Origin of the sequence: Pedobacter suwonensis, from assembly GCF_007833675.1 — a bacterium.
GTDB lineage: Bacteria > Bacteroidota > Bacteroidia > Sphingobacteriales > Sphingobacteriaceae > Pedobacter > Pedobacter suwonensis.
On sequence record NZ_CP031708.1, the window covers coordinates 4,038,427 to 4,053,309 of the forward strand.

Sequence of the window (14,883 nt, forward strand, 5' to 3'; positions counted from 1 at the left end):
TAATAAACAGATAAAATCAAAGACCATGAAAATACTATCGGCTTTAAAAATATATGTTGCAGTACTGGTATCGTTGCTGTTTACAGCTAAGTCCTTTTCACAAACTGATCCGCATTTTTCACAATATTATGCAAACCCATTATACCTAAACCCCGCCTTAACCGGGGTAATAGATGGCGATTACCGTGCAACTGTAAATTTTAAACAACAATGGGGTGCACTAAACAGCTCTTTTTTAACCGGCGGCGCATCTTTCGATATGGCTCCAAAAAAGAACTTCGCATTTGGTGCAACCATTTTAAATCAAAGGGCGGGAGAGTTGGATTTTAACTATTTATCTGCTTTGGTATCAGGTTCGTACCGTTTAAGGTTTGGTGCCGAAGGACTGCAGATGGTGAGCTTTGGCTTACAGGCTGGTATCATTAACCGTAGTTTCGATTTCTCCCAGGCCAGGTTTGGTAACCAGTTTAATCCGATTACGGGTTACGATGGAGGCATGATGAGTGGAGAAACACTTTCATCTCAATCATCTTTGGTTCCTGACGTAAACGCCGGTATCATGTTTTTTGATGGCGATCCCAACAAAAACATTAACGTTTTCCTTGGTGCAAGTGCGGCACATTTAACCAGGCCTATGGATCGTTTCTCGGGTACAAACTCACGAGTTCCGGTACGTTTTACCGGACATGGTGGTGCGCGCATCAGGGCGTCAGAGCTATTGGATATTGTACCTAATGCCTTGTTCATGTATCAAGGTAATACAAACGAAGTGTCGTTAGGTGCTTATGCACAACTTAATGTCAATCCATCCGCTAATATTTTGTTCGGGGGTAACTACCGTATTAAAGACGCAGCTATTGCTTTTGTTGGTTTACAGTTAAAAAACATGGTTTTCGGGTTAAGTTATGACGTAAATACCTCTTCCTTTAATCGTGCATCAAACAGTAATGGTGGTTTAGAACTCTCGATATCGCTTATAGGCCGTAATGGTATAATTGGTCCGAATTTCTTTTGTCCACGTTTATAATTATTCAGGATAATATGGTTATGACTTGGAATCATGACGGTTTTATCACTATTGAAAACAAGTTTAGAAAGATGAGAAAAATATTATTCTTTTTTTTATTGGCATTTGGCGGTTTTGCAAACGCACAGTATGTGGTAAATTATAAAAAGGTGGCAGATACTTATTTCGAGAATAAGGATTATTATGCTGCAGCTACCTTTTATAAAAAAGCATTAAAAATTACTGGAGATAGCAGTCAGGTTGTTTTGCCTTATGGCAAGGAAAGAAAATCGGCAACTGATGAGAAGGTGATAGAAGATTATGAAGGGTCGATATATAATCTTGCGGAATCCAGCAGGCTTTATAGGGAATTTAACGATGCTGAAAAATATTATGCTATTGCCATAACCTTTACCAATACACGTTACAAAAAGGCATTATTTTATTATGCCGAGAGCTTAAGGGCAAATAAAAAATTTAACCAGGCTATTGATGCTTTTCAGCAGTTCATCCAGAAAAATCCTGGAGATCCTTTAACTAAAGATGCCAAAAAGGAAATAGAATCATGCAAGTTTGCGATTGAAGAAATGCGTTTCCCACGTATGATACAGGTTAAGAAAGTTCCAGCTGGTATAAATGGCCTGGGCTCTAATTATGCACCTGTTAAAATCAATAGTGAATTATATTTCACCTCATCCCGCCCGGTTACAGTAGGAAGTAAAAGAGATATGGTTAAAACAGCTACCGGAGAAATTCAGGTATCAACTAAAGCCAATCCATTTATGAATAACATTTATACGACTAAAGGAGAACTCAGTTCGGCTGATATTGACGTAAAAAAAGTAGATATCAATTTCCCTAAAAATATTGAAATCGCTGCAGCTGCTTTTACGACTGACGGAAATACCATGTACTTTACCGCCTGGAAGGATAAAGAAAAATATGCTATCTATTCGTCAAGGAAAGCCGGTGAAAAATGGTCAGATCCACAGCCGGTTGGTTTACAGGTAAATAGTAAAGATTTCAACTCTTCACAGCCTTTTGTTACCAGCGATGGTAAATTCCTGCTTTTTTCATCTGATAGAAGTGGCGGTTACGGCAAATTCGATCTTTGGTATTGTGCCATCCGCGAAGATGGTTCATTAGGTCAGGCGGTAAATTTTGGACCTGACATTAACACCGCAGATGATGAACGTGCGCCATATTATAATACGCTAACTAAAAAGTTATTGTTCAGTACCGATGGGCGTGTTGGTTTTGGTGGCCTCGATTTCTTTGAGTCAGAAGGAGATCTGGTAAACTGGTCTAAGCCAAAAAACCTGGGTTATCCATTCAATTCGTCAAAAGATGATCTTTACTTTACCGCTAGTGATGATCAAGGAACCAAAGGTTACATTAGTTCTGATCGCGAATCATCTTGTTGTCTGGAAGTATTTGAAGTGAAAAAAGAATACCTTTCTATAGCCGGTCTTTTAACTGATTGTAAAACCAGGCTACCGCTGGCAGATGCCGATGTAACTTTGACCAATGCAGAAGGATCGCAAAAGATGATTACAGGTTCTGACGGTATTTATACGTTTAAAGTAGACTCTAAAAGACCGGTCAAGTTACTTTTTGCAAAAGATAATTATTTCGCGGTTACTAAAAACTATCTTTATGAGGAGTTGGCAAAAGCAGATACCCTGCTTGATAAAGAATATTGTTTGAGTCCTTTTAAACTGGGCATACCCATAACCTTGGAGAATATTTATTATGAATTTAACAGTGCAGAACTTACAGAGCCTTCCAAAAAAGTATTAGACTTCCTCATTCCGATTATGGAAGATAATCCGCAAATGGAAATCGAATTGAGTTCCCATACCGATAATATCGGAACAGAAGAGTACAACCTGGACTTATCGAACAGAAGAGCAAAATCATGTACAGATTATTTGGAAAGTAAAGGAATAGCTGCGGCTAGAATGACTTCTAAAGGTTACGGAGAATCGATGCCTATTGAGCCGAATGAAATTATTGTAAAGCGCAAGAAAAAAGATAATCCTGAAGGAAGGGCAAAAAACAGAAGAACAGCGTTTAAAGTAATTAAAAAATAATACTTGTTATCATCCCAATTGAGCCATTTTCTGAAATAGAGATGGCTTTTTTGTGCCACCTGATTTATTGGTAAGCCACGCGATTATGCGTAGGATCTTCAATCTACTATTTATAAAAGTTACAGTTTCCGATTACCATTTTGCAATAAATTGTTTCAGGCTCGAGCCGCCATGAACAAAAAATAATTATAAACTCAATGCTCATTATCCCTGCAGATGTTGTTTTTTGAAATCAATAATGAAACAGATCGTCTCCAATTCTAAACTGAAAATTAATAATTGAATTAATCTTTGTAATTTTCGGCTTATCTTTTTAATGCAATGAAGCTGACTATTCAACCAACCATAATTTTTAGAACCCCTAAATTTTCATATCAATCCGAGCTGGTAGATTGTTGGGAGGAATTGAAGTCTGCCATCTCCATATCTTCAGCTGCTTTTTACGAAACCATCAAAGAAGTAAAGGCAAACGAACTCCATGATCTTCCGCCTAAGGTTTATTTTACCATTTGGAAATATTTTAACCGTGCAAAATTCCGGTCGACTCCTTATGGAACGTTTGCTGGTTTCAGTTTGCTAAACAATGCCATAAAGCCATCTGAAAGCAGGATCGTAATTGATGAAGACCAGAAAATACGTGAGCTGATCGATTGGCCATACAAGAATAATATTCAACTGCCATTGCAAGATTTGTTGCAAAAGAACTGCCTGCTATTTAGTAACAGCAGCTATTATTTAACATCGGATAGTATCCGTTATATTGCCTGCACTGATGGTGTTTTTGAGCTGGCTGAATTGGATCAGAACGAATTTGTACAACAGATATTGGCTGCCTGCCTAAAGCCGATCAGACTTAATGATTTACTAAGCCAACTAAGCTTAACTGATACTGAAACGCAAAATTTCTTTGGCTTGCTGCAGGATATGCATGATTTGCAGCTCATTTTTACCAACTACGACCCCAATATTATAGGAGATGATTATTTTGAACGTTTGGGACTAACCGCCACCGAAGACCTGCCAAAATACCTTATTGCGCAACGTAGAGCTGTATCCGGATGCATCAATGACCGTTTGCTTCAGTCTGTTCCGGGTTTGATCAGTATGTTACATAACATCATGCCGGTAAAAGGTCATGGTGCCCTTGATCAGTTTCGGAATAGGTTTAAGAAGAAATTCGAAGATCAGGAAGTACCGTTGTTATTGGCGCTAGACCCTGAAATGGGCGTAGGCTACGACGAATTGGAGCAAGCCGGTCAAAACAGCGGTTTTATAACACGTTTCATTAATAAGCCGGCTAAAAAAGAAGAAACAGAAAATCTGAAAACAACATTAAAAAGTTATCTTGCCGAACAGAGATTTGAAAAAGATAAAACTATTTATCTGAACAAACTTGATTTACCACAGCATCAGAAGCTGGTGCCATTACCTAACTCATTTAGCATGGTCATGTCGGTTCATGATGACCTGATTTTTGTAGAACAGATTGGTGGAGTTACATCCAACGCCTTAAGCGGAAGGTTTACCATGGCTGATGAAAGTGTAGCAAATTATGCAAAAGCCATTGCCGCTGCAGAACAAGAGGCAAATCCCGATGTTTTGTTTTTTGATGTGGCTTATATGGTAGAAGCTAATGTAGATAATGTAAACCGGCGGAAATTAATCTATGGGCATCAGTTGTCAATTTTAAATTTCGATACCTCATCTGTTCCACTTGCATTAAATGATATACAAATTTCAGTTAAGGGTACGGAGATTATCCTTCGCTCCAGGCAATTAAATAAAAGGTTGGTGCCAAGAATGGCCTCTGCCTATAATTATATCCGTTCAGACCTTTCTGTATTTAGGCTATTATGCGATTTGCAGCATCAGGGCTTGCAAACCAGTCTTTCCTTTCCGCTTGATGCCATTATTCCTGATCTTGACTACTACCCAAGGTTGCAATATCAGAATATTGTTTTAAGCAGCAATAAATGGAAAATTAAAAAAGAAGCGCTATTGGGTACCGGTCAAAAATTGCTCTCCATCACCGATTGTAGATCATACCTCAAAAATTTAGGCATAAGTGAATATTTTAAAGCCGGTATGTCTGATCAGACCTTGTGCTTTGCCTTAAACAACGACGATGATATAAATGCGTTTTTGCAGTATGTGCACAAACAGGGCAATACTTACGTTGAAGAAGTGATAATGCCTGAAAATAGTATTGTGGTTGATGAAGCTGCTAAGCCCTATTTCGCACAGTTCGTTTTAAGCATCAGCCATGGCGAACAAATTTATAGTCGTTTGGCTACAACACCCGCAGATAAAGGTGTTACCCGTTTTTTTCTGCCAGGTAAAGAATGGCTGTATTTCGAAATTTATTGCCACCAGCAAAGGAGCGATGAGATTTTGATGCAAGTAATTGCCCCCTTCCTTATTACTTATGCAGATCAGGTAAAATCATGGTTTTTTATTCGTTACAACGAAAATGGAAACCACATTAGGTTTAGGGTTCAACTCAACAATCCAAATGGTGGGCAGTTGTTGATAGCAAAGTTGATGGACGATCTGGAAGTGTTTGTAAATTCGGGTTTCGTGTCAGATGTGCAACTTAAAACGTATAAGCGCGAACTGGAACGTTATGGCAGTAATATAATCGAAGATGTAGAGAAGCACTTTGGTATAGACAGTAGATTTGTATTATCGCTTTTAGAAACGCAGACCGATGATTTTAATAAATATAGATTATGCAGTGTTTTGTTTTCTAAGGTTATTAAATCTAACATAATCGATAATTCGGCCATCAGTAAGATTGTGAGGTTAATGTCTGATAACTTTAATGAAGAGCATAGGTTGGATGCAGCCGATTTTAAGCAATTAAATATTCATTACCAGGAATTTCGGAAAACCGAATGGACAGCATTAACTGTAGAACAGGAGCACTGGTTTACTGCTTTTTCTGATTCGTTTATCAAAACCCTTGCACAATGTGGCGCGGAAAATGCACCAAAGTTACTGACCGATTTAATGCATATGCACGTAAACCGGCTTTTCAACAAAGATCAGCGAACACATGAAATGGTGATGTACTATTTTCTGCTAAAGGATATCCAGCGCCAAAATGCGACAAGAACTTAACGGTTTAGCTTGGCCAATGGATTATTTACCGTTACCTCTATTTCAGTAATATAACGGTTAAGCGGATCTTGATAATACTTGAATACATAATCATTGCCATAAAAATTACTTAAACGTTTGCCAACATTTTCAATACCTACATGATGGCTTTCTGTCTGTTTGCCATTATTATCATTAATCATATTTATGGTACTGATATTCAACTTGTCATTTTCGTAAGCAATTTTAATAATTGACGGCTGGGTAGAGTGTGAAACATTTCCGTGCTTAAATATATTTTCGACCAATGTCAATAAAATAAGCGGAGGAAATCTTAGCCCAAACATATCGCCTGTTACTTTAAGTTCCAGATTAATGGTATTAGCTGTACGGAGCTTATGGAGGTTGATCAGGTGTTCGATCTGTTCGATTTCTTCACTCAGCGGAACCATCTCTGATGCTGATGGGCGTTTTAGCGCATAACGCATCATTTCTGCCAGGTTCATAATGGCATCAGCCGCCATAGGCGCCTTTTTGCGGGCATCGTTATAAATGAAGTTTAAGGTATTAAACAGGAAGTGTGGATTGATCTGGCTACGCAGATAATTGTTTTGCGATTGAACAAGATCATTTTCCAAAGCCTGCTTTTCTATCTGTGTAACCAGATTCTGCCGTTCTAAGGCTTCGAATTTTTTCTGATCCTGAAATGATTTAACAACGTATATGTAGCCGGTTGAATAACCAATATATAATATGGAGCGATAAATGCATGGAAGTATAAATTCCATGTTAAACGATCTAGATGGATTTATTTCAATTAACCTGATCTGCTCAAACAAAATAATAAGCAGAAAGGTAGAAACAACGTATGCAAAAATGATTATGGCAATAAGGGCGGCAATCTTAAGAAGTTTTATGGGAAAGGATCCGGTTTTGAGCATTTTTTTTAGAAAAAAACCGTACACGTAAAAGGTAAAAATATTAACAATATAAACTAACAGGTAAGCTCCGGGTTCTCTGAATCTATGGGTAGCTAAACCCAGAATAAATACTTCATAAATGATATAAAGACTCCATACCAATAAGTGAAACTTATACTTTTCGTAGAATTTTTTTAAATGTAAAAAGCTCATTTTTTTCTTTTAATCTATTAAAATGGGGTTTTTATCTCCCAAAAACAGGGGTTGGTGTAAAAAAGTAGTTGGGGCTAATTTTGCGGTGCATCTTTACAGAAAATTAATCACAACGATAATAACAAAAATTTAAATACTATATATTATGAAAGCTCAACATACCAATCCTTCTGCAAAACTTGCTAAAAAAACTGTTTTTGTTTATAAAAATGTTAAAGCAAAAAACAACTTTTCTACTAACCCGACAGGAGATCAAAGCCACACGGTAATGACTAGTTTTATTATCGAATTTTAATTTCAAAATAACTCATTTTAATAGTTAACTCATCATTTTTAACATCATCATCATGAAAGTTCAACACACTGATTCTGCTGCAAAACTTGCTAAAAAAACTGTTTTTGTTTATAAAAATGTTAAAGCAAAAAACAACTTCTCTACTAATCCGACAGGAGATCAAAGCCACACGGTAATGACCAGCTTTATTATCGAATTTTAATTCTTAATAAGATATTCAATATTATATCATCATATTTAAACATCGTTACCATGAAAGCTCAGCACACAGGCAAACTTGCTAAAAAGACTGTTTTTGTTTATAAAAACGTTAAATCCAAAAACAACTTTTCCACTAACCCAACAGGAGACCAAAGTCACACCGTAATGACTAGCTTCATCTTTGGATTGTAGTCTCTTAACTTCATCACTTATCCTATTAGTGAGAAACCAGAAGGGTATTAATTTCGGTTCGATTTTAATAAACTACTCTGTACATAGGCGAAGAAAGCCTCTTTGTAACCTTCTCCTATTTGTATCATCTCGTTATTGATGAGCCTGATTATATTTCCGTCTACTTTCTTAATTGCTGCCTTGGCAACAATATTTGATTTATTGACACGGATAAATGCATGATTTTCCAGGGCCTTTTCAATTTCCTTCAGCGTAAGGTATGTGGTGTGGATCTCAGATTTTGTAATAATCTGTATATAATTCTGTAGTGCTTTGATATAAAGTATTTCATCAATAGCAATATTTGAAAAAGCATATTTGTGGTCGCCTTTAATATAAAGGGCGGCAACCTGATCAGCTTCTTTTGTTGTTGCCTTGTTGCTATTGTTTGATTCCTTCTTTAATATCCGATCAATACCTAATGCAAATTTTGCAAATGAAATAGGTTTTAATAGGTACTGATCTGATTGTACATCAAATGCTTGCAGGGCATAATCGGGATGCGCAGTTGTAAAAACCAGATACTTCGCCTTTTCCCTGATATTTTTGGCCAGTTCTAATCCGTTTATTCCTGGCATATCAATATCCATAAATAATAAATCAATTTCGTCTTCGATACTTATTTCGGTAAGTGCCTGGACAGGACTGGTAAAAGTTTTAAAAACAGTTAAACCAGGCATTTCTGCAATGTGGTCAGTTAATACTTCAATTGCATGTTGCTCGTCGTCTATAACAACGCATTTTAGATTCATGTGTAGAATTTGTGGGTTTATTTGATTTGAATGCAAGTTAAATAAAAATGAGTTGAATTAACAATTGCGCCTTAAAAAAACTTATCTCCCGGTTTTGTCTATTGAAAACCTGGGTTTCGTGTAATATTCCGGGTGGTTGATGTAAAAAAATTAACAGCGCTTCTTCTTTTTATAATCTTTATACTGTTTGCCAAAAACAAATGATTAGTAGTTAAAAGTTACTAATTGCAAAAACATCTGCCTGCCCAATCTTGTGTAGCCTGTAGATAATAATATTAAAAACAGGCCATACAATACTGGGTTTGATAGTGAAAACCTAAAAAAAGAAATACCGGAAAACCAAATAAATATTCCCTACATCTACCCATCCTCCAAATGAAAAACAACGAATACGAATATTTACTTAATAAGATCTACTATAAGGGGATTCTGAAAAATCAAGGAATTAACTCAGACATGTACCAGAGAATGCAAAATGAATATAGCAATCTTAACGGACAGCAGCCTGTTAGAGGCCAATTGGAGCGTGAATATGCCTTCAGGAAATCTTTCCTGGTTGTACGTAATTATGTACAACAGGCAATAAAAGATGGTATGAGAAGTTTTCAGTTTAAGATGGAAACAAATGACATCAATAAATTGACTTATATGGTTGATATGTTGGACAGAAACTTTTTTGATAAACAAAGCTTAGATCAGATTATCGCTACAGCAAATTCGGTATTCAACCAGTATCATTTAAAAAATTAACTATCTATAATAGGTAACAATATGGAATTGAAAGACGAAATCGGGCAATTTGCCGTAAGAATTAAGAAAATGCTTCCGCAAGTTCAATCTGAGGATTTAACAAGGAATGCGTTGGTTATGCCTTTTATCCAAATCTTAGGATTTGATCCTTCTGAGGTTCAATCTGACGCTGTTCTAGACTTCGGAGTTAAAAAGAGTAAAAAAGTTGATTATACCATTATGAAAGATGGTGAGCCAACAATTCTGGTTGAATGTAAACACCACAATGACAATTTGGATATTCACGATTCGCGCTTATCTAAATACTTCCGTAAAACAAAAGCCAAATATGGTTTATTGACCAATGGTTTGGTGTACCGCTTTTATACGGAGAAAATGGTGAGATCAAAGAAAAATCAAGAGCCTTTGTTCGAGTTTAAAATAACCGATACCAAAGCGGCTATCATTGCAAAAATGATCGAAGATCACAAAGATTATTTTAATGTAGATCAAAAAGTAAATGTTGTAACAGCTGGCTAAGCCTATTAAAACTATTTTAGGCGTTCTCGAAAATGCTTTAAAAGTCTTGATCTGATCAGGACTTTTTTTGTGTCTTTATATCAAAAAGAAGGGAGAAACCGATCCGATTTCTCCCTTGAAAATGATAGTATAATAAAACTATATTAATTCTACACTTCTGCTTACAAAAGCAGTTAACTCTGCTCCGGTTAACATACCTTGCGCCAAAAGCGCTAAATCTACTGCTTGTTTAGCCAGGTTTTGCTGCTCTTCTCCTTCAGCATTTAAAATTTTTCCTACCAATTTATGGTTTCCGTTAATGGCAACTTTGTAATTGTCGGGCATTTGACCATAAAAGTTCATTCCGCCTCCCATTGCAGCCATATCCTTCATCCTGCGCATAAATTCGTCCATGGTAATTGTAACTGGTAACTCATCCGGATGTAAAGCTACAACTTCTACATGCATGCCAGGTTTGGTAATGGCTTTTTCAAAAATAGTGGTTACTTCTTTCACCTGATCCTCACTTAAAACATGCTCGTTCTGCTCATCTTTCTCAATTAATTTATCCACCACACTAGAGTCAACCCGTTTAATTGATGTTTTTTCTAATTTTTGCTCCAGTTGATTAATAAAGTGATTGTCAATCGGCGAATCTAACACCAAAACATCATAATCCTTTTTATTGGCTGATTGGATAAATGCATCTTGTTTTGCAGCGTCGTTAGTGTATAAATACACAACATTTCCATTTTTATCCGTTTGTAATGCAGTTACTTTTTCTTTATATTCAGGAAGTGTATAAAGCTCATTTTTAGTATTGCCAACTAAGGCGAAGTCCTTGGCTTTATCGTAAAATTTCTCTTCGCTGATCATGCCGTATTTAACAAAAAGACCAATGTCTTTCCATTTATCTTCGTAGGCTTTACGATCTTTAGCAAATAATTCACTTAATTTATCTGCAACCTTTTTAGTAATGTAGTTATTGATTTTTTTAACGTTGCTGTCGGCCTGCAAGAAACTACGTGATACATTTAAAGGGATATCAGGAGAATCGATTACACCGTGCAATAACATCAAAAACTCGGGAACAATATCTTTAACCTCATCGGTAATAAATACCTGGCGGGAGTATAATTTAATTTTGTTGCGTTGCATTTCGAAATCGTTTTTCAACTTAGGGAAATACAGTACGCCGGTTAAATTAAAAGGATAATCAACATTCAGGTGGATCCAGAATAATGGTTCTTCGCTAAATGGGTATAGTTCACGGTAGAATTTTAAATAATCCTCATCTGACAAATCTGCAGGCGCCTTTGTCCAGATCGGGTTAGTGGTATTGATGATGTTATCAACTTCAACATCTCTATATTTAGTTTTGCCTTCTTCATCGGTACCGTCTTCTACCGATTCGGTTTTAGTGCCAAATTTAATTGGAACCGGTAAAAATTTAGCGTATTTGTTAAGGATTTCCTGCAGTTTACTTTCTTCTAAAAATTCTTCCGAATCTTTGTTTACATGTAAGATAATATCTGTACCACGGGTAGTTTTAGTGCCTGCTGTAATTTCAAATTCTGTACTTCCATCGCAAACCCAGCGGGCAGGCTCAGCACCATCCTGATAAGATAAAGTTTGAATTTCAACCAGATCAGCAACCATAAAAGCCGAATAGAAACCTAAACCGAATTTACCGATAATTTCGTTGGCATCTTTCGCATCTTTAAATTTCTCTACAAACTCACTTGCGCCAGAAAAAGCAACCTGGTTAATGTACTTTTTAATTTCCTCTGCCGTCATTCCCAGGCCATTATCGCTAATGGTAATGGTTTTTGCATCTTTATCAACCGCAACTTGTACTAACGGTGCGCCAACTTCGCCATTAAACTGGCCTAATGAAGCAAGTCTTTTAATTTTCTGAACAGCATCTACTGCGTTAGAAACCAATTCACGAAGAAAAATTTCGTTATCAGAGTATAAAAACTTTTTAATTATCGGGAAAATATTCTCAGTATGTATAGAAATATTTCCTTTTTCCTGTATGCTCATATGTAAATAAATTGTTTAATCTACATCCTGCATATCAAGGGTTGTTCCAAAAGAATTTGTTTGCCAAAATGACAGTAAGATGTAAGATGGAAAATGGGAGATGGAGAAAGAATGATTAATTTCTTTAGTAAAGATTCAAGACGATCGGCACTTCGAACGAAGTGCAACGCAGTAGAAATTTAATGTGATTCCGGAGTCTGTGTCCTCAGAACACTATTCGTTTTTATTGTTATACAATTTAAACTATGATTTGAAACGCAAAACCTGTATTTCAATTCATCTTAACCCGCTGTATCTTCTGCCCTGGATGAAAAATCGGGGGCATTCGTGCCATCGGGTTTAGATCATTTGGTGTTTGTGCTAATAGGAGCGGTTTCCACTCAGGGCGCCGATTCTATCGTCTTTATTTTAAGTTAAGCTCAGTTTTTGTTAGTTTAATACCATGGTTTTTACGGCCCACCGACAACAAGTATTTATTACTGCTCTTCTTCACTATAGGCCAATTCAATATCTATAAACTGGATAATCAGTGAACATACATTACCTTCTATATCAAAACCATAATAAACCGGGTAAGTGCCATCACCAAAGCCACTTTGAAAAAATGGAATATGATAATTAGTCTCTGGTATTTTCCAGTTAATCCAATCACCGTCTTTACGTTGGTAATCAGGGTTCTCAGAATAGCTGGCTGCAAAAAGTGCAGCGAAATAGTCATCATAGAGGTTTTTACCTGGATGTTCGTTATGAAATTTATCCTGAAACGTACAGAAATGTTTTAAAGTTTCTTTATCCAGTACACAAGCCAAGCCTGCATCCACATTAAAACCGAAAAATTCACCTTCATTAAAATCAATCAGATTTTCTGTGCCAATTAATGCTTCTTCAAAGCGAATGGCATCATAAGCTGTAAACTGCACTTTAACGGCAGTATACCGCGCGCAATCATCGTCGTCAGGAATAATAACAGCCGCCGTTACCGGAAATTCACCAATAGGAACCTTAATCAAATATGGCTCGGCATTTTTCTGGATATATACCAGGGGATCTCTCACCAGAATTTCTCCTGTAGGGATAGATACACTTCCCAGTTCAAGGCGATCTATCTTTTTGCCAGCCACAGCTGTTTCTTCAAAATAATCGTTCAAGTTGTTGGGGCAGGTTAATAATGCGCGTTTCTCGTTCCAGGTTTTTAACCATTCATTGCTTGGTATCATTAAGATCAGGTTAATTTTTTTGAGAGGTGATTTTTGTGCTGTAAATAAAGAAGCTAAGAAAATTTAAGATCTTCTTGGCTGAATATTTTAAATCTGAATGAGTTTAATTTAAAAGAAAACTTGGCTTATCTTCTTCCAGCGATAAGATTTTAGTGATTTTTTTTAGCAATACATCCATTTGGAAAGGTTTTGATAAAAAATCATCCTGACCATAATTTAAGGTTGTAAAATCTTTTTGATCGTATAAGCCGGAGATAAGCAGGATAGGTATTTTAGAAGTGCTTTCAATAGATTTTAGCTGTTCACATAATACACGGCCATCTATATGCCCTAAAGAAATATCAAGTAAGATTAAATCAGGACTGAATTTTTCAATTCTGTTAAAAATTTCTTCACCATCATTTAGTGCCGAAACTTTAAACCCTCCAATTTCCAGGATCAATTGTATGGTTTCTAAAACCTCAATATCATCATCTACTACCAATATTCTCTTCATATGTGTGTGCAATTATATGCTTTTAAAAGTATAACAAAAGTTTGCGCGGATATGTTTACCATATTAAGCATATTTTAACAAATTATGATGTAAATGTATATTTTAACTTAACTGGCCTGTTGTGCAATGCCCTCTTTGTTTAAGATGAAACTAAACAGCTCATCTATTGGTTTTTGTAAAATTTTGCCAGCCTCGATGCCGTTTTCCTGTAATACCGAAATGAGTTCATCCTGATAATAATAGGCAATGGAGCCTACGAAATGGCAAGGTACGTTTTTGTATCTGGGATAGTCTTTAACGTTCGTATCTACAAATTCCTGAAAGCCATTTCTTAATATTTCCTGAATAAAAGGGTGGTCTTTGTGGCTGGCCATGAAGCGGCTAAAGCTTGCCAGGTAGATGTTGGGGAAAGGTTTCTGGTAAACATTGGTAATAATCTGCTCTTTTTCGGCAGGGAAGGATTTTTTAAATTCTGCTGCCAATGTTGATGGCATTTTTCCGTACAGATAGCTTAGGAGCACCTTTTTTCCAAAGAAGGTGCCAGAGCCCTCATCACCTAAAACATAGCCCAGACCATGGTGACCATCATGAATTTTTTTGCCATCAAAATAACAGATATTAGATCCGGTACCTAAAATACAGTTTAAGCCTTCGGCGCTTCCACAGGTAGCATATACTGAACCCAGAAGGTCGTGGTCTACAGAAATAAAAGCACGGCTAAAAACAGCTGATAAACCGTTTGAAACCACTTCATGTTTATCTGGCGAAGAACAACCAGCTCCAAAAAAGTAAATCTCTTTCACCTCACCGGCGTATTGCAATAAGGATTCGTTTTTGGAAATCAGCTTGGTAATTTCTTGTTCACTTAAAAAATATGGGTTTATTCCAGGGGTATTAAATTTAATGGTTTCGCCATTATGATAACCCATCCAATCGGTTTTTGATGAGCCACTATCTGCAACAAGTATCATGGCCCTAAATATAAAAATTAATTATAGCATTTTATATTTGAAATAATTTCGTTACTTCTTTTAAAGCTTACTAGCACCGTTTTAGATATGGCTGT

The 14,883-nt window shown here is 36.4% G+C and carries 13 protein-coding genes; 7 read left to right on the forward strand and 6 right to left on the reverse strand.

All coding sequences use genetic code 11. The features are described 5' to 3' along the window. The first annotated feature begins 25 nt into the window (after positions 1-25). From DV942_RS16645 to DV942_RS16655, 3 genes are all read left to right on the forward strand, one after another. Positions 26-1,027: a PorP/SprF family type IX secretion system membrane protein gene (locus DV942_RS16645; RefSeq protein ID WP_145859380.1), complete on the forward strand. Its 1,002-nt coding sequence runs from the start codon at positions 26-28 to the stop codon at positions 1,025-1,027. A 71-nt stretch (positions 1,028-1,098) separates the two neighbouring features. Continuing rightward, a complete protein-coding gene (locus DV942_RS16650; RefSeq protein WP_145859382.1) occupies positions 1,099-3,099 on the forward strand; it encodes an OmpA family protein in 2,001 nt (666 codons plus the stop codon). A gap of 321 nt (positions 3,100-3,420) precedes the next feature. Beyond that, on the forward strand, positions 3,421-6,219 hold the full coding sequence (locus DV942_RS16655; protein WP_145859385.1) for a lantibiotic dehydratase: 2,799 nt from the start codon (positions 3,421-3,423) through the stop codon (positions 6,217-6,219). Here the strand turns inward: DV942_RS16655 and DV942_RS16660 are convergent. Beyond that, on the reverse strand, positions 6,216-7,331 hold the full coding sequence (locus DV942_RS16660; RefSeq protein WP_145859387.1) for a sensor histidine kinase: 1,116 nt from the start codon (positions 7,329-7,331) through the stop codon (positions 6,216-6,218). The genes DV942_RS16655 and DV942_RS16660 overlap by 4 nt on opposite strands. Before the next feature lie 145 nt (positions 7,332-7,476). On the opposite strand from DV942_RS16660, the gene DV942_RS23555 reads away from it, so the two are divergent. Both DV942_RS23555 and DV942_RS23560 read left to right on the forward strand, forming a co-directional pair. Continuing rightward, on the forward strand, positions 7,477-7,626 hold the full coding sequence (locus DV942_RS23555) for a hypothetical protein (protein WP_159435288.1): 150 nt from the start codon (positions 7,477-7,479) through the stop codon (positions 7,624-7,626). Between the two features lie 52 nt (positions 7,627-7,678). Further along, positions 7,679-7,828: a hypothetical protein gene (locus DV942_RS23560; RefSeq protein WP_159435287.1), complete on the forward strand. Its 150-nt coding sequence runs from the start codon at positions 7,679-7,681 to the stop codon at positions 7,826-7,828. A 238-nt stretch (positions 7,829-8,066) separates the two neighbouring features. On the opposite strand, the gene DV942_RS16665 is transcribed toward DV942_RS23560, so the two are convergent. Further along, positions 8,067-8,810, reverse strand: coding sequence for a LytR/AlgR family response regulator transcription factor (locus tag DV942_RS16665; protein WP_090986714.1), 744 nt, complete (start codon positions 8,808-8,810; stop codon positions 8,067-8,069). Between the two features lie 375 nt (positions 8,811-9,185). Between DV942_RS16665 and DV942_RS16670 the strand changes: the two genes are divergently transcribed. Continuing rightward, complete coding sequence (locus tag DV942_RS16670; protein WP_090986711.1) at positions 9,186-9,560, forward strand: hypothetical protein; 375 nt, start codon at positions 9,186-9,188, stop codon at positions 9,558-9,560. A 21-nt stretch (positions 9,561-9,581) separates the two neighbouring features. Then, positions 9,582-10,079 (forward strand): type I restriction enzyme HsdR N-terminal domain-containing protein, encoded by a 498-nt coding sequence (locus DV942_RS16675; protein WP_090986709.1) that lies wholly within the window; start codon positions 9,582-9,584, stop codon positions 10,077-10,079. Between the two features lie 138 nt (positions 10,080-10,217). Here DV942_RS16675 and htpG read toward each other — a convergent pair whose 3' ends face one another. The 4 genes from htpG to DV942_RS16695 all read right to left on the reverse strand — a co-directional run bounded on the left by htpG (position 10,218) and on the right by DV942_RS16695 (position 14,788). Continuing rightward, complete coding sequence (gene htpG, locus DV942_RS16680; protein ID WP_222431118.1) at positions 10,218-12,104, reverse strand: molecular chaperone HtpG; 1,887 nt, start codon at positions 12,102-12,104, stop codon at positions 10,218-10,220. Between the two features lie 476 nt (positions 12,105-12,580). Then, the gene (locus tag DV942_RS16685) at positions 12,581-13,321 is read right to left on the reverse strand and encodes a DUF4241 domain-containing protein (protein WP_145859389.1); all 741 of its coding nucleotides are present in this window, start codon (positions 13,319-13,321) and stop codon (positions 12,581-12,583) included. 103 nt (positions 13,322-13,424) lie between these two features. Further along, positions 13,425-13,817, reverse strand: coding sequence for a response regulator (locus DV942_RS16690; protein ID WP_090498477.1), 393 nt, complete (start codon positions 13,815-13,817; stop codon positions 13,425-13,427). Between the two features lie 107 nt (positions 13,818-13,924). Continuing rightward, positions 13,925-14,788, reverse strand: coding sequence for an N-acetylglucosamine kinase (locus DV942_RS16695; RefSeq protein ID WP_244278870.1), 864 nt, complete (start codon positions 14,786-14,788; stop codon positions 13,925-13,927). Positions 14,789-14,883 lie beyond the last annotated feature (95 nt).